We start from the raw sequence: 14,675 nt of genomic DNA, 5'->3' as shown, positions 1-14,675 counted from the left end.
CCGGCATTCGTCTCACCACAGAAATTATCCTCTTTTTGCCCTCTGAAGCCAGACGGGGCGCGGGTTTTCATCATTGAATGCGCCCTGGCAGATGCGTAAGATTCTTTGTCTGTATTTACAAATAAGAAACAGTTATGCAAGCCTCCCTCACAGACACACTCGACAAACAGCAGGATCCCACGCCGGTTAACTCACGCAGTAAAGTGGTGATTGCCTCGCTGGTCGGCACGGCCATCGAGTTCTTCGACTTTTATATTTATGCCACGGCTGCGGTCATCGTTTTCCCGCACATTTTCTTCCCGCAGGGTGATGCTACCGTCGCGACGCTACAGTCGCTGGCCACTTTCGCTATCGCCTTTATCGCGCGTCCGATTGGCTCTGCTGTGTTTGGTCACTTTGGCGATCGCGTCGGTCGCAAAGCCACGCTGGTTGCCTCGCTGCTGACCATGGGTATTTCCACCGTAGTGATTGGCCTGCTACCCAGCTATGAGACCATTGGCGTGATGGCACCGCTGCTGCTGGCGCTGGCGCGTTTTGGTCAGGGACTTGGGCTGGGTGGTGAATGGGGTGGCGCGGCGCTGCTGGCAACGGAAAATGCTCCGGCGAAGAAGCGTGCGCTTTACGGTTCGTTCCCTCAGCTGGGTGCGCCAATTGGCTTTTTCTTCGCTAACGGGACTTTTCTGCTGCTTTCGTGGCTGCTGACCGACGAGCAGTTTATGCAGTGGGGCTGGCGCGTGCCGTTTATTCTCTCTGCCGTGCTGGTGCTGATTGGTCTGTATGTGCGCGTTTCGCTGCATGAGAGTCCGGTATTTGCCAAAGTGCAGAAAGAGAAGAAGCAGGTTCGGGTGCCGATTGCGGCGCTGCTGAGCAAGCATCTGACCGCCACGATTCTCGGCACTTTTATCATGCTGGCGACCTATACGCTGTTCTATATCATGACTGTCTATTCGATGAGCTACGGCACCACGGCAGCGCCGGCCGGTCTGGGCATTCCGCGTAATAGTATGTTGTGGATGCTGATGCTGGCGGTGATTGGTTTTGGGGTGATGGTGCCGATTGCCGGTTTGCTGGCTGACCGTTTTGGTCGTCGCAAGACGATGATTACCATTACGCTGATGATTATCGCGTTTTCGTTCCTGTTCCCGGCGATGCTCGGTTCGGGTTCACAGGCGCTGGTGATGGCGTTTCTGCTGCTGGGTCTGAGCATTATGGGGCTGACGTTTGGTCCGATGGGCGCGCTGCTGCCGGAGCTGTTCCCGACCGAAGTGCGTTATACCGGCGCATCGTTCTCTTATAATCTTTCCTCGATTCTGGGTGCCTCAGTTGCGCCTTATATCGCGACCTGGCTGAATGCGCATTACGGTCTGCAGGCGGTGGGACTTTATCTGGCGTCGATGGCAGTGCTGACGCTGATAGCGTTGCTGGCCTGTAAAGAGACGCGCCACCAGACGCTGTATGACGTTTAATCCTGTTGGATGAAGGTCAGTGAAACCCGGCAGCCGCCGGGTTTTTTTATAGGTTGAGTTTAGTAAATAAAGGGCGGTTCAGGGAGCATACATCTACTCCGCAGGGTTTAAAGTGTCGCCTTGAGAGTTAGCCGACAGGCTCAGGGAGCATACGCCTTTCGCAAAGACGCAAAAGACGCCATCCATGGCAGGCTCAGCGCGGGCGATTACGCACCTCAACCCTGAGGTGCGCCCGTAAACGGGCCAACGCTTTGCGTTGTTCAAAAACGCTCCCGGCGTTTTTATCCGGGCGGCGCGATGCTTTGCTACAGGCGTATGCTCCCATCGCTTTAAGTGCATTAGTTGTCTGTTCGGAAATGCTGACTCGCGTTTAAATGTATAAAACCTGAGGCGGGGTAATTCTTACAGCAACTAAGAAGCCTGATGGCACAGGTAACATGGGCAGAAGAGGAAAGCGTCCCGCGCCAGGGACGGCGCGGGCAGAGCATGCCAGGGATGGCGGATTTTGCGTCTTTCCGATCTGACCGTGTTCCCTGTGCAGGCACGGTCTTACAGCAATGCAGGTAATGCAGTCACAGTCCCCAAACAAAAAACCCCGGCAAGCCGGGGTTTGTTTTGCTGAAAACTGTGTTGCCGGTTATTAGCCCGCGACAGCGATACGCTTCATGTCGGTCATGTAGCCACGCAGTTTGCGGCCAACGGTTTCAATTGGGTGCTGGCGAACGGCTTCGTTGACGTCACGCAGCTGCGCGTTGTCGACCTGCGTGCCTTCAACCGCTTTACCCAGATCGCCTGGCTGCAGCGTGGTCATGAACTCTTTCAGCAGCGGCACCGCCGCGAAGGAGAACAGGTAGTTACCATATTCAGCGGTATCAGAGATAACCACGTTCATTTCATACAGACGCTTACGTGCGATGGTGTTCGCGATCAGCGGCAGCTCATGCAGTGATTCGTAGTAAGCAGACTCTTCAATGATGCCGGCGTCTACCATGGTTTCAAACGCCAGCTCAACGCCCGCTTTAACCATCGCAACCATCACAACACCTTTATCGTAGTACTCCTGCTCTTCTATTTTGCCTTCATACTGTGAGGCAGTTTCGAATGCGGTCTGGCCGGTCTCTTCACGCCAGGTCAGCAGATTTTTATCATCATTCGCCCAGTCAGCCATCATGCCGGAAGAGAATTCACCGGAGATGATGTCATCCATGTGCTTCTGGAACAGCGGCGCCATGATGGTTTTCAGCTGCTCTGACAGCGCATAAGCGCGCAGTTTCGCCGGGTTAGAGAGACGATCCATCATCAGAGTGATGCCACCAAACTTCAGTGACTCGGTGATGGTTTCCCAGCCGAACTGAATCAGTTTTTCTGCGTAAGCCGGGTCAGTACCTTCAGCGACCAGCTTGTCGAAGCAGAGCAGTGAACCCGCCTGCAACATGCCACACAGAATGGTCTGCTCACCCATCAGGTCAGATTTCACTTCTGCAACGAAGGAGGATTCCAGCACGCCAGCACGATCGCCGCCGGTCGCTGCTGCCCAGGCTTTAGCAATCGCCATGCCTTCGCCTTTTGGATCGTTTTCCGGATGAACCGCGATCAGCGTTGGAACACCAAAGCCACGCTTGTACTCTTCACGCACTTCAGTACCCGGGCACTTCGGTGCCACCATCACAACAGTGATGTCTTTACGGATGCTCTCGCCCACTTCAACGATGTTGAAACCGTGTGAGTAGCCCAGCGCAGCGCCATCTTTCATCAGCGGCTGAACAGCCTGGACCACAGCGGAGTGCTGCTTGTCTGGCGTCAGGTTAACCACCAGGTCAGCCTGCGGGATCAGATCTTCGTAAGTACCCACTTTGAAACCGTTATCGGTCGCTTTGCGCCATGAAGGGCGTTTCTCCGCAATCGCTTCGGCACGCAGTGCATAAGCAACATCCAGACCGGAATCACGCATGTTCAGACCCTGGTTCAGGCCCTGCGCACCACAGCCAACGATAACGACTTTTTTGCCTTTCAGGAAACTGGCACCATCCGCGAATTCATCACGCGCCATGAAACGGCATTTGCCTAATTGCGCCAGCTGGTTGCGCAGGTTCAATGTGTTGAAATAGTTAGCCATGGGTACTCCGGTAAGGTTGTGTTTGCTTTTTTTTGTTCAGGAACGGCGAATCATGCAGCGCCGCGAATGACCCCATCATATGACAGGAATTCTGTTGCTTAAATTGATATATTAACAACGTCACATTGCAATAAATGCAACACCACCCAGAGGCGACGCGCACATGGATTTACGGGATCTGAAACTGTTTCTTCATCTGGCAGAAAGCTGCCACTTCGGGCGCACTGCGCGTGCGATGCACGTCAGCCCTTCCACGCTGTCACGCCAGATCCAGCGGCTCGAAGAAGATGTCGGCCATGCGCTGTTTCTGCGTGATAACCGCACCGTGACGCTGACGGAAGCGGGCGAACGCCTGCGCCAGTTTGCCCAGCAGACGCTGTTGCAGTATCAGCAACTGCGCCATGTGATGGATCTTAACGGCCCGTCACTCAGCGGCGAACTGCGACTGTTCTGTTCTGTGACAGCGGCCTACAGTCATCTGCCGCCGATTCTCGATCGCTTTCGCGCGGAACATCCGCAGGTCGAAATCAAACTGGATACCGGCGATGCAGCAGATGCGGTGGAAAAAGTGCACTCCGGCGATGCCGATCTGGCGATTGCGGGACGGCCTGAAACCCTGCCTGCCAGCATCGATTTTATGCCACTGGGGCTGATCCCGCTGGTGCTGATTGCGCCCGCACTGCCCTGTGCCGTTCGTACCCAGGCCACACAGCCACAGCCCGACTGGTCAAAAATCCCCTTTATTCTGCCGGTGCAGGGACCGGCACGGCGGCGTATCGATCTCTGGTTTCGCCGCCAGCGCATCCCGAATCCGGTGATTTACGCCACGGTATCGGGGCATGAAGCGATTGTTTCGATGGTGGCGCTGGGTTGCGGTATTGCTCTGCTGCCGGATGTGGTGCTGGAGAACAGCCCTGACCCGGTGCGGAACCGCGTGCTGTTACTGGAGAATATTGACTCGGTTGCGCCGTTCGAACTCGGCATCTGCGTGCAAAAAAAGCGGCTCGGAGAGCCGCTGATCAGTGCTTTCTGGAGCCAGCTGTAATCAGTGGCCTGACAGGAAGAAGCGGAACGCTGGGTTCTGGCTTTCGTCGTGAAAGTCGTAACCCAGATCGGTGAGATGCTCCTCGAAACGTGGCTCATCGCTGCCCAGTTCAAAAGCCGCCAGTACGCGACCGTAGTCGGTACCGTGGCTGCGGTAGTGAAACAGCGAGATATTCCAGTGGGTGCCCAGCGTCTGCAGGAACTTCAGCAACGCGCCTGGTGCCTCCGGGAATTCGAAGCTGAAGAGCCGTTCACGCAGCGGCTTGGAGGGACGTCCGCCCACCATGTAACGCACGTGCAGTTTCGCCATCTCATCATCTGAGAGATCGACCACCTGATAACCGCCGCTGGTGAGCTCGCTGATGATCTCGCTGCGCTCTTCCACGCCACGGGTCAGACGCACGCCAACAAAGATGCAGGCTTTGTCCGCATCCGCATAGCGGTAGTTGAACTCAGTGATGGAACGTCCGCCCAGTGTCTGACAGAAACGCAGAAAACTGCCCTGCTGTTCCGGGATGGTGACGGCCAGCAGTGCTTCACGCTGTTCGCCCAGCTCGCAACGCTCAGAGACGTAACGCAGACCGTGGAAGTTGACGTTAGCGCCGGATAAGACATGCGCCAGACGCTCGCCTTTAATCTCGTGCTGCTGGATATACTTCTTCATGCCCGCCAGCGCCAGCGCACCAGACGGTTCCGCCACGGCACGAACATCTTCGAACAGATCTTTCATCGCAGCGCAAATCGCATCGCTGTCGACGGTGATGATGTCATCAATGTAGGCCTGACAGAGCCGGAAGGTTTCGCTGCCAATTCGTTTAACCGCGACGCCTTCGGCAAACAGCCCGACGCGTGGCAGATCGACCGGATGACCCGCTTCCAGTGCAGCTTTCAGGCAGGCTGAATCTTCTGACTCCACTGCAATCACTTTGATTTGCGGCATCAGCTGCTTGATCAGCACTGCAACGCCAGCCGCCAGACCGCCGCCACCCACCGGGACAAAGACCCGATCGAGGTGCGCATCCTGCTGTAACAACTCCATCGCCAGCGTGCCCTGTCCGGCAATCACAGCCGGATGGTCAAACGGCGGCACGAAGGTGTAGCCGCGCTGTTCAGCGAGTTCTATCGCTTTGGCTTTCGCCTCGTCAAAGTTGGCGCCAAACAGGAAAGCCTCACCGCCAAATGCGCGCACTGCATCAACCTTGATGTCTGCGGTCGCCAGCGGCATCACAATCAGTGACTTGATGCCGAGCTTAGTCGCGGAGAGCGCCACGCCCTGCGCGTGATTACCGGCTGACGCCGTCACCACGCCGCGCGCTTTCTGCTCTTCGTTCAGACCGGCAATCATCGCGTAAGCACCGCGCACCTTGAAACTGTGCACAGGCTGGCGATCTTCCCGCTTCACCAGAATGGTGTTGCCGAGACGCGCTGAAATTTTTTCCATAACCTGCAGCGGCGTCACCTGTGCCACTTCATACACCGGTGAACGCAGTACTGCGCGCAAATATTCGGCGCCGCCAGGCGCGTCAGGTAGCGGTTGAGACTCGGCCATTTTTAGCCTCCCAGCTTGCTCTTATCGCGGACGGCGCCTTTATCAGCACTGGTCGCGAGTAATGCGTAAGCGCGCAGCGCAAAGGAGACTTCACGCTGGCGATTGACCGGCGTATACGCCGCATCGCCACGTGCCTGCTGCTCTTCACGGCGCGCATGCAGTTCGTTATCCGGTACGGCGAGTTTAATGCCGCGGTTAGGGATATCGATTTCGATGGTATCGCCATCTTTAACCAGCGCAATGGTGCCGCCGTTGGCCGCTTCAGGCGAAGCGTGGCCGATAGAGAGGCCCGACGTCCCGCCGGAGAAACGACCATCGGTGATCAGTGCGCAGCTTTTGCCCAGGCCCATCGATTTCAGATAGGTGGTCGGATAGAGCATTTCCTGCATGCCCGGTCCGCCTTTTGGTCCTTCGTAGCGGATGACGACCACGTCGCCTGCCACGACTTTGCCGCCCAGAATCGCTTCTACCGCGTCATCCTGGCTTTCATAGACTTTGGCCGGACCGGTGAAGGTCAGGATCTCTTTGTCTACGCCCGCCGTTTTAACGATACAGCCATCTTCGGCGATGTTGCCGTACAGCACGGCCAGGCCGCCATCCTGCGAATAAGCGTTTTCTCGGGTGCGGATACAGCCTTCGGCACGGTCATCATCCAGTGTGTCCCAGCGGCAGTTCTGCGAGAATGCCTGGGTGGTGCGGATCCCCGCCGGACCCGCGCGGAACATATCTTTTACCGCCTGATCTTTGGTCAGCATGATGTCGTACTGATCCAGCGTTTCACGCATCGTCTGCTGCAGGATATTACGGGCGCTGCTGTCGAAGAGGCCTGCGCGATCCAGCTCGCCCAGAATCGCGAAAACGCCACCTGCGCGATGCACATCTTCCATGTGATATTTCGGGGTACTTGGCGCGACTTTACAAAGCTGAGGCACTTTACGGGACAGGCGATCGATGTCGGAGATATTGAAGTCGATGTCGCCTTCCTGTGCCGCCGCCAGCAGGTGCAGTACGGTGTTGGTGGAACCGCCCATGGCGATATCCAGCATCATGGCGTTCTCGAAAGCAGCCTTGTTTGCGATGTTACGCGGCAGCATGTTGACGTCATCCTGCTCGTAATAGCGCTTGGTCAGACTGACGATGCGCTTACCGGCATTGATGAACAGCTCTTTGCGATCGGCGTGCGTGGCCAGCAGTGAACCGTTGCCAGGCTGCGACAGGCCGAGTGCTTCAGTCAGGCAGTTCATCGAGTTGGCGGTGAACATGCCGGAGCAGGAGCCGCAGGTCGGACAGGCAGAGCGTTCGATCTGATCGCTGTCGGCATCGCTGACGTTCGGGTTGGCACCCTGAATCATCGCATCGACCAGATCCAGCTTGATGATCTTGTCAGAAAGCTTGGTTTTACCCGCTTCCATCGGTCCGCCAGAAACGAAGATCACCGGGATATTGAGGCGCAGTGACGCCATCAGCATTCCTGGGGTGATTTTGTCGCAGTTGGAGATGCAGACCATGGCGTCGGCGCAGTGCGCGTTGACCATGTACTCGACCGAGTCAGCAATCAGCTCGCGCGAAGGCAGTGAATACAGCATGCCGCCATGACCCATGGCAATACCGTCATCCACCGCGATGGTGTTGAACTCTTTAGCCACACCACCCGCCGCTTCAATCTGCTCAGCGACGAGTTTACCCAGGTCGCGGAGGTGAACGTGGCCAGGGACAAATTGGGTGAATGAGTTAACCACAGCGATAATCGGCTTGCCGAAATCGTCGTCGGTCATTCCTGTCGCGCGCCATAAGGCACGGGCACCCGCCATGTTGCGGCCGTGGGTGGTAGTGGCGGAACGGTACTTAGGCATGCTCTATTTACTCCAGTAAGAATAAGCTCGCGGACGTCAGATGACGCCCGCGCTGTATCTGATTATGGGTTAACCGGATCTAACCAGCCCCATTTGTCTTCTGTTTCGCCAGTGAAGAGACCAAAGAAGGCCTCCTGGATGCGTTTGGTCACCGGACCACGCTTGCCTTCGCCAACCTGAATGCGGTCAACGCTGCGCACCGGAGTGATTTCTGCGGCGGTACCAGACATAAAGACTTCGTCAGCCAGGTAGAGAGATTCACGCGACAGGGTCTGCTCACGCACTTCAATGCCCATATCACGCGCCAGCGTGATGATGGCATCGCGGGTGATGCCCGGCAGTGCCGAAGAGGTAAATGGCGGGGTATAGAGCACACCATCTTTAACTTCAAACAGGTTTTCGCCTGCACCTTCGGAGATCAGGCCATTGGTATCCAGCGCAATCCCTTCCTGATAGCCATGACGACGGGCTTCGCTGCCCACCAGCAGTGAGGAGAGGTAGTTACCACCCGCTTTAGCGGCGGTTGGCAGGGTGTTTGGCGCAACACGGTTCCATGAAGAGACCATGGCATCAATGCCGTTCTCCAGCGCTTCAGCGCCCAGGTATGCACCCCACGGGAACGCAGCAATGATCACGTCGGTAGTGAAACCATCTGGCGGGTTCACGCCCAGGCCCACATCGCCGACAAAGGCCAGAGGACGGATATAAGCACTTTTCAGTTTGTTCACGCGGATGACTTCGCGGCACGCTTCCATCAGCTCATCAACGCTGCTTTTAATCGGGAAGCGATAGATTTTTGCGGAGTCGTGCAGACGTTGCATGTGTTCGCGATGACGGAACACAACCGGTCCTTTGTGAGAGTCGTAGCAGCGCACGCCTTCAAATACCGACGTACCGTAGTGCAACGCGTGGGACATGACGCTGACCTTCGCATCTTCCCACTTAACCATCTCGCCATTGAACCAAATAAAGTCTGCTTTCTTCGTGCTCATTGTTATTCCCTCTCGCGGCTACGCGCGGATTTGTTGTGTTGTCTGTTGTTGAATCTGAACGCATGCAACGTCGATCAATTTACTTAACTGCGAAGACAGTAAATCGACGGAGCGCTGGCTGGCAACGGTCATTTCAATATTAATGTTTTCTGCGTTGGCGACTGAGGCCATGTTCATAGAACAGACCTGAAAACCGCGGTGACGCACGACGCGTAAAATGCGCTCTAATATTTCAGGGCGGAAACGGGCTTCGATAGACAATTGATGCTGGTTCATACGGTTTTCTCCATCATGTTTGCATTGCTGGCACCCGGCGGTACCAGTGGCCAGACGTTTTCATGCTCATCTATTGCAACATGCAGGAAGTAAGGACCTTCGCTGTTCAGCAGAGCATCAAGGGCGGCGTCGACCTGATCTTTACGGGTAATGCGCTGGCCAGGGATGTTGAATGCGCTGGCCAGCGTGAGGAAGTCGGGATTGTCGGACAGGTTGGTTTCACTGTAGCGACCGTCGAAGAAAAGCTGCTGCCACTGGCGCACCATGCCCAGACGCTGGTTATCCATCAGTACGATTTTGACCGGCAGCTTGCCGCGCTTGATGGTACCCAGTTCCTGGATGTTCATCATGATGGAGCCATCACCCGAGACACAGATAACCGTATCGTCCGGGCGTGCAACCTGCGCGCCAATGGCAGCCGGTAAGCCAAAGCCCATGGTGCCTAAGCCGCTGGAGGTGATGAAATTCTCCGGTGCGCTGAATGCCATGTGTTGCGCCGTCCACATCTGATGCTGACCGACGTCGGTGGTGACCACGGTATTCGCCGGTTTGCGATCGGAAAGTTGCTTCAGTAACAGCGGTGCGTAGATCGCCTCGCCTGGATGGTCATAGCGCCATGGGTGACTGGCTTTAAGCGCTTTCACCTCATCACGCCAGGCGTCAATATGCAGAGGCTGGCTCAGGGCCGGCAGCAGCTCGTTGAGATCGCCCTGCAGAGAGACATGCGCGCGACGTAATTTGTTTAACTCAGCGGGATCGATGTCGAGATGAATTACGCTGGCGTGCGGTGCGAAGGTATCCAGCTTGCCGGTCACGCGGTCGTCGAAACGGGCACCGACCGCGATAAGCAGGTCACACGCCTGTACGGCCAGGTTGGCGGCTTTGGTGCCGTGCATTCCCAGCATGCCCAGATAGACATCGCTCTGTGGGTCCACGCTGCCTAAACCTTTCAGGGTAGCCACTGCCGGAATGCCGGTCTCTTCTGCCAGCGCACGCAGTGCCGGAACAGCCTGTGCCAGGCCAACACCGCCGCCAATGTAGAGCATGGGTTTTCTGGCCTGCGCCATCAGTGCGCGTGCTTCGTGAATCGCCTGATGCGGCAGCGCACTTCCCTCTTCTACCGGGACCAGATGTGGTGCAGGCTCACCCTGCGCAATCTGAATATCTTTCGGGATATCAACCAGTACCGGACCAGGACGACCCGACTGAGCCAGCGCAAAAGCTTCCGCCATGATAGCGGGCAACTCGTCCAGCGACTCGACCAGGAAGCTATGTTTGGTGCAGGCCAGCGAGAGTCCCAGTACGTCGATCTCCTGGAAGGCATCGGTGCCGATGAAGGCAGAGGAGACCTGACCCGTTACGGCAACAACCGGAACCGAATCCATCATGGCATCCGCCAGACCGGTTATCAGGTTAGTCGCGCCAGGACCGGAAGTGGCGATACAGACGCCGGTTTTGCCAGTTGAGCGGGCATAGCCAATTGCCGCCATTACAGCGCCCTGCTCATGACGACACAGTAGGTGTTCCACGCCGCCGTCGTAGAGCGCGTCGTATACCGGCATGATTGCGCCGCCAGGATAACCAAATACGGTATCAACACCCTGCGCGCGTAAAGCCTGAACTACCCACTGTGCACCTGTCATCGCTATTCTCCTGTGTCCTGACCGGAAAAACAGAATTTTATGCTACTGTTCATTGTTTGTTCCTTGTGGATTTACTGATATTTCCTCGGGTCGAAAAAAAACCCCCGGACCTTTCGGTGCGGGGGTTTTTTCGGATTCGAGGCTTGATTTTTAAGCCTTTCTTTCTCCAAGCATTGCCCCGCACGGTAGGTTAATAACCACCACCACGCTAATCACGACCAGGCTAATCACTTGTAGAAGGGCTTTCATGTGTTGTTGAATTCTTTTTCGTGTTCGAAGTAATGCCTACAGAGTTATCATAGTCAGGGGGCATGGCACAACTTTTTTTACAGACTTTTTTTAGCGCGTGTCGCGAAATCACCTCCTATCAATCTGTAATAAAAGAAATAATTACATGGTGATAATTATTCATCACTTTAGTGACGTAATAATGTTTTGGTGAATTTGCGCGCAGTCACACAACGTTTTAATACGCCATGAAAAAACCACTGATGGGCTGTGCGATACCCCGAACAGTGCGGATCATGCTCTCGCTTTCCTTTGACGCTGTCACCAGACTGGCAGCAACAAGGAGCGAGTATGTCATTGTCAAAAGTTCTGACCCGGGCAGCACTGGGAGTGGAAGCCCCGCTGGTGACCATAGAGGCGCACATCAGTAACGGCCTGCCTGCATTAACACTGGTGGGTCTGCCTGAAACCACGGTGAAAGAGGCGCGTGAACGGGTACGCAGCGCCATCATCAACAGCGGTTTTACCTTTCCGGCAAAGCGCGTCACCATCAATCTGGCACCGGCGGATTTACCCAAAGAGGGCGGGCGGTATGACTTACCCATGGCGATCGCCATTCTGGTCGCCTCTGAGCAGCTTCCTGCCGACAAGCTGACGCACTATGAGTTTCTGGGTGAACTCGCACTCGACGGCGCACTGTGCGGTGTACAGGGCGCGATTCCTGCGGCCATGGTGGCCATTCGGGCTGGGCGGCAGCTGGTTCTCTCCGCTGAAAATCAGGGTGATGCCGGACTCATCCGTCAGGGTACATCGCTAATCGCCTCTCACCTCAGCGAAGTCTGCGCCTTTCTGCGCAATGATCTCACGTTACCAGCAGCGCAATATCCTGAGCATCAGGGCGATGCGCCTGCTGAAGATCTCGCGGATATTATTGGTCAGGAACAGGGGCGGAGAGCACTGGAGATCACTGCGGCTGGCGGGCATAACCTGTTGCTGATTGGGCCACCTGGCACGGGTAAAACCATGCTCGCAACCCGACTGCCTGGCATCATGCCTGCTCTGAGCGATCAGGAAGCACTGGAGTGCGCAGCAATCGCCAGCCTGGTGAACAACACGACCCTACACCGTCAGTGGCGCACCCGGCCTTTCAGGTCACCTCATCATAGTGCATCTCTCTATGCTTTGATTGGAGGCGGATCGCTGCCACGGCCCGGTGAGATCTCCCTGGCGCATAACGGCGTGCTGTTTCTGGATGAACTGCCGGAATTTGATCGCAAGGTGCTGGACTCCCTGCGCGAGCCGTTAGAGTCGGGCATCATCGCCATTTCTCGTACCCGCGCTAAAGTCACTTACCCGGCACGGTTTCAGCTGATTGCTGCGATGAATCCCAGTCCAACCGGGCATTATCAGGGTCAGCATAACCGCTGTTCACCCCAGCAGGTGCTGCGTTATCTCAGTAAGCTGTCCGGCCCCTTTCTTGATCGTTTTGATCTTTCGCTGGAGGTACCGCTACTTCCGAGTGGCATGCTCAGCGGTCAGCGCGCTAAGGCGGAAGCGTCTGATCAGGTTCGTCATCGGGTGGTTGCTGCACGTGAGATCCAGCTGGCTCGTGCAGGCAAAATAAATGCGCATTTAAACAATGCGGAGATTATGCGCTGGTGTCAGCCTGCTCAAGAGGATGCGGAGTGGCTGGAGTCGGTGCTGGAGAAGCTGGGTTTATCGGTACGGGCATGGCAGCGGATTTTGAAAGTGGCGCGCACCGTGGCCGATCTGGCGGGGGATAAAGACATTAGCCGGTATCATCTGCAGGAAGCAGTCAGTTATCGCACAATTGATCGATTGATGATTCATCTGCATAACAGCCTGCAATAAAAAAGGGGCTTTCGCCCCTTTTCTGTTAATCGTCGCTGTCGGTAAAGTCTTCAACGGTGTCCATCTGCGGTTTACCGCCAGACAGCGTATGAAAACGCTTAGGACGCTTGATACGGGTCATATACTTAGACCATACACGTTCAGCTTCCGTTTGCGGCTCACGCACACCACGACACACTTCAATAAACAAACGTTCTTCTTCGGTTGCAGGCTCACGCTTTGATAAATCCAGCTCATTGAAAGCGAAACCGTGGCGTTCAAGAAGCTGAGCTTCTTTAATAGTAAAGTCACCGTGACGTGAGAAACCACGCGGGTAATGTTTGTTATCAAAGAAACGATTCTCTGTTGAGAAGCTTTCCGCCATGTTACACGCTCCTGATTTTCTAATGCCGTGCTGTTAATGGCGCGGAGTATTAGATAGGCTTGACAGAGTGTAAAACAAAACATTTAAATCTATACGACAAACAATTTTTGGGAGAACGCTGTGGATACGGAATTACTGAAAACTTTCCTGGAAGTGAGCAGAACACGCCATTTCGGGCGTGCTGCAGAAGCCCTTTACCTCACGCAATCTGCTGTCAGTTTTCGCATCCGTCAGTTAGAGAACCAGCTTGGCGTTAACCTTTTTACACGGCATCGCAATAACATACGTCTGACGGCGGCCGGAGAGCGACTGCTTCCGTATGCTGAGAGCCTGATGAGCACCTGGATGATGGCGAAGAAGGAGGTTTCGCACACTCAGCAGCACCATGAGCTTTCGATAGGTGCCAGTGCATCCCTGTGGGAGGCCTATCTGACGCCATGGCTACAGACGTTGTATGAGAATCGGGAGAGTCTGCATTTAGAAGCACGCGTGGCACAGCGGCATCTGCTGGTTAAGCAACTGCATGAGCGCCAGCTTGATCTGTTGATCACCACTGAAGCGCCTAAGATGGATGAATTAACCAGTCAGCAGATTGGTCATATTTCGCTGGCGCTGTTTTGCGCCCGGCAGAGCGAAAAGCGCGAAAAATATGATTACATTAAGCTGGAATGGGGTGCAGATTTTCATCAGCATCAGAGCTACCTCTCCGGGGCTGATGATGTGCCGGTACTGTCAACGACGTCGGCGCATGTCACCCGTGAACTGCTGCATACCACCGGAGCGTGCGCGTTCCTGCCGGACTTCTGGGAGAGTATTTATAGTGAGTTGATGATGATTCCGGATACGCCCATCGCCGTTCGTCCGCTCTATGCTGTCTGGTTGCAGAACAGCGATCAGCAGGCACATATCCGTCAGTTGCTTAAATTCCCGATTCTGGTCAGGCAAAACAGCTGAATTTGCAGGCAAAGAGGGAAGATCTGAGGCCAGTTAGAGTTAGCTGGTTTTTCTTTTTTGCTTTTTTAAAGGCAAAAAAAATCCTTTGCCGAAGCAAAGGATCGTTTTCTGGCAGGGGCGGAGGGACTCGAACCCCCAACACCCGGTTTTGGAGACCGGTGCTCTACCAATTGAACTACGCCCCTAATAGGGTGGCGGAACGGACGGGGCTCGAACCCGCGACCCCCTGCGTGACAGGCAGGTATTCTAACCAACTGAACTACCGCTCCACCGATTCTTTCACCGCTCTCAGCAACTGGCTGATTACAGTCTGTTCCT

At 55.4% G+C, this 14,675-nt stretch carries 12 protein-coding genes and 2 tRNA genes; 4 read left to right on the top strand and 10 right to left on the bottom strand.

Translation table 11 applies throughout. From position 1 onward, the window contains the following. Nucleotides 1-134 precede the first annotated feature (134 nt). The gene (locus ACN1CO_RS19165) at nucleotides 135-1,466 is read left to right on the top strand and encodes an MFS transporter (protein ID WP_283546781.1); all 1,332 of its coding nucleotides are present in this window, start codon (nucleotides 135-137) and stop codon (nucleotides 1,464-1,466) included. A gap of 640 nt (nucleotides 1,467-2,106) precedes the next feature. Here the strand turns inward: ACN1CO_RS19165 and ilvC are convergent. Beyond that, entirely contained in the window at nucleotides 2,107-3,582 is a 1,476-nt protein-coding gene (gene ilvC / locus ACN1CO_RS19160) for a ketol-acid reductoisomerase (RefSeq protein ID WP_033784686.1), read from the bottom strand. Between the two features lie 163 nt (nucleotides 3,583-3,745). Here ilvC and ilvY point away from each other — a divergent pair, with 163 nt between their 5' ends. Next, the gene (gene ilvY / locus ACN1CO_RS19155; protein ID WP_008926355.1) at nucleotides 3,746-4,627 is read left to right on the top strand and encodes an HTH-type transcriptional activator IlvY; all 882 of its coding nucleotides are present in this window, start codon (nucleotides 3,746-3,748) and stop codon (nucleotides 4,625-4,627) included. Here ilvY and ilvA read toward each other — a convergent pair whose 3' ends face one another. The 6 genes from ilvA to ilvL form a co-directional block, all read right to left on the bottom strand. Then, nucleotides 4,628-6,175 carry a threonine ammonia-lyase, biosynthetic gene (gene ilvA, locus ACN1CO_RS19150; RefSeq protein WP_090967021.1) on the bottom strand — a complete coding sequence of 516 codons (1,548 nt, stop codon included), beginning with the start codon at nucleotides 6,173-6,175 and terminating at the stop codon, nucleotides 4,628-4,630. A 2-nt stretch (nucleotides 6,176-6,177) separates the two neighbouring features. Continuing rightward, nucleotides 6,178-8,028 carry a dihydroxy-acid dehydratase gene (gene ilvD, locus ACN1CO_RS19145; protein ID WP_090967022.1) on the bottom strand — a complete coding sequence of 617 codons (1,851 nt, stop codon included), beginning with the start codon at nucleotides 8,026-8,028 and terminating at the stop codon, nucleotides 6,178-6,180. A gap of 62 nt (nucleotides 8,029-8,090) precedes the next feature. Beyond that, nucleotides 8,091-9,020 carry a branched-chain amino acid transaminase gene (locus ACN1CO_RS19140; RefSeq protein ID WP_090967023.1) on the bottom strand — a complete coding sequence of 310 codons (930 nt, stop codon included), beginning with the start codon at nucleotides 9,018-9,020 and terminating at the stop codon, nucleotides 8,091-8,093. 18 nt (nucleotides 9,021-9,038) lie between these two features. After that, the gene (gene ilvM, locus ACN1CO_RS19135; RefSeq protein ID WP_008926359.1) at nucleotides 9,039-9,296 is read right to left on the bottom strand and encodes an acetolactate synthase 2 small subunit; all 258 of its coding nucleotides are present in this window, start codon (nucleotides 9,294-9,296) and stop codon (nucleotides 9,039-9,041) included. Then, on the bottom strand, nucleotides 9,293-10,939 hold the full coding sequence (gene ilvG, locus ACN1CO_RS19130) for an acetolactate synthase 2 catalytic subunit (RefSeq protein ID WP_419140295.1): 1,647 nt from the start codon (nucleotides 10,937-10,939) through the stop codon (nucleotides 9,293-9,295). The genes ilvM and ilvG overlap by 4 nt, the downstream gene beginning before the upstream one ends. A gap of 150 nt (nucleotides 10,940-11,089) precedes the next feature. Next, a complete protein-coding gene (gene ilvL, locus ACN1CO_RS19125) occupies nucleotides 11,090-11,188 on the bottom strand; it encodes an ilv operon leader peptide (RefSeq protein WP_419140294.1) in 99 nt (32 codons plus the stop codon). A 330-nt stretch (nucleotides 11,189-11,518) separates the two neighbouring features. On the opposite strand from ilvL, the gene ACN1CO_RS19120 reads away from it, so the two are divergent. Further along, the gene (locus ACN1CO_RS19120; protein WP_419140293.1) at nucleotides 11,519-13,039 is read left to right on the top strand and encodes a YifB family Mg chelatase-like AAA ATPase; all 1,521 of its coding nucleotides are present in this window, start codon (nucleotides 11,519-11,521) and stop codon (nucleotides 13,037-13,039) included. A gap of 25 nt (nucleotides 13,040-13,064) precedes the next feature. Here ACN1CO_RS19120 and ACN1CO_RS19115 read toward each other — a convergent pair whose 3' ends face one another. Further along, entirely contained in the window at nucleotides 13,065-13,403 is a 339-nt protein-coding gene (locus ACN1CO_RS19115) for a DUF413 domain-containing protein (RefSeq protein WP_010253568.1), read from the bottom strand. A gap of 120 nt (nucleotides 13,404-13,523) precedes the next feature. Here ACN1CO_RS19115 and hdfR point away from each other — a divergent pair, with 120 nt between their 5' ends. Next, on the top strand, nucleotides 13,524-14,357 hold the full coding sequence (gene hdfR, locus ACN1CO_RS19110; RefSeq protein WP_419140292.1) for an HTH-type transcriptional regulator HdfR: 834 nt from the start codon (nucleotides 13,524-13,526) through the stop codon (nucleotides 14,355-14,357). 109 nt (nucleotides 14,358-14,466) lie between these two features. On the opposite strand, the gene ACN1CO_RS19105 is transcribed toward hdfR, so the two are convergent. Together ACN1CO_RS19105 and ACN1CO_RS19100 are read right to left on the bottom strand one after the other, a co-directional pair. Next, nucleotides 14,467-14,542 (bottom strand) — tRNA-Trp (locus ACN1CO_RS19105). Between the two features lie 7 nt (nucleotides 14,543-14,549). Then, nucleotides 14,550-14,626: transfer RNA gene (locus ACN1CO_RS19100), tRNA-Asp, on the bottom strand. Between the last annotated feature and the right edge of the window lie 49 nt (nucleotides 14,627-14,675).

Source organism: Pantoea sp. R13S299, assembly GCF_048515925.1.
In the GTDB taxonomy this organism is placed as follows: domain Bacteria; phylum Pseudomonadota; class Gammaproteobacteria; order Enterobacterales; family Enterobacteriaceae; genus Pantoea.
This window is presented reverse-complemented; position numbering and strand designations above follow the sequence as displayed.

Coding starts and splice junctions, on each gene's coding strand:
- ACN1CO_RS19165 (WP_283546781.1), top strand. CDS start 135: ATGCAAGCCTCCCTCACAGACACACTCGACAAACAGCAGGATCCCACG.
- ilvC (WP_033784686.1), bottom strand. CDS start 3,582: ATGGCTAACTATTTCAACACATTGAACCTGCGCAACCAGCTGGCGCAA.
- ilvY (WP_008926355.1), top strand. CDS start 3,746: ATGGATTTACGGGATCTGAAACTGTTTCTTCATCTGGCAGAAAGCTGC.
- ilvA (WP_090967021.1), bottom strand. CDS start 6,175: ATGGCCGAGTCTCAACCGCTACCTGACGCGCCTGGCGGCGCCGAATAT.
- ilvD (WP_090967022.1), bottom strand. CDS start 8,028: ATGCCTAAGTACCGTTCCGCCACTACCACCCACGGCCGCAACATGGCG.
- ACN1CO_RS19140 (WP_090967023.1), bottom strand. CDS start 9,020: ATGAGCACGAAGAAAGCAGACTTTATTTGGTTCAATGGCGAGATGGTT.
- ilvM (WP_008926359.1), bottom strand. CDS start 9,296: ATGAACCAGCATCAATTGTCTATCGAAGCCCGTTTCCGCCCTGAAATA.
- ilvG (WP_419140295.1), bottom strand. CDS start 10,939: ATGACAGGTGCACAGTGGGTAGTTCAGGCTTTACGCGCGCAGGGTGTT.
- ilvL (WP_419140294.1), bottom strand. CDS start 11,188: ATGAAAGCCCTTCTACAAGTGATTAGCCTGGTCGTGATTAGCGTGGTG.
- ACN1CO_RS19120 (WP_419140293.1), top strand. CDS start 11,519: ATGTCATTGTCAAAAGTTCTGACCCGGGCAGCACTGGGAGTGGAAGCC.
- ACN1CO_RS19115 (WP_010253568.1), bottom strand. CDS start 13,403: ATGGCGGAAAGCTTCTCAACAGAGAATCGTTTCTTTGATAACAAACAT.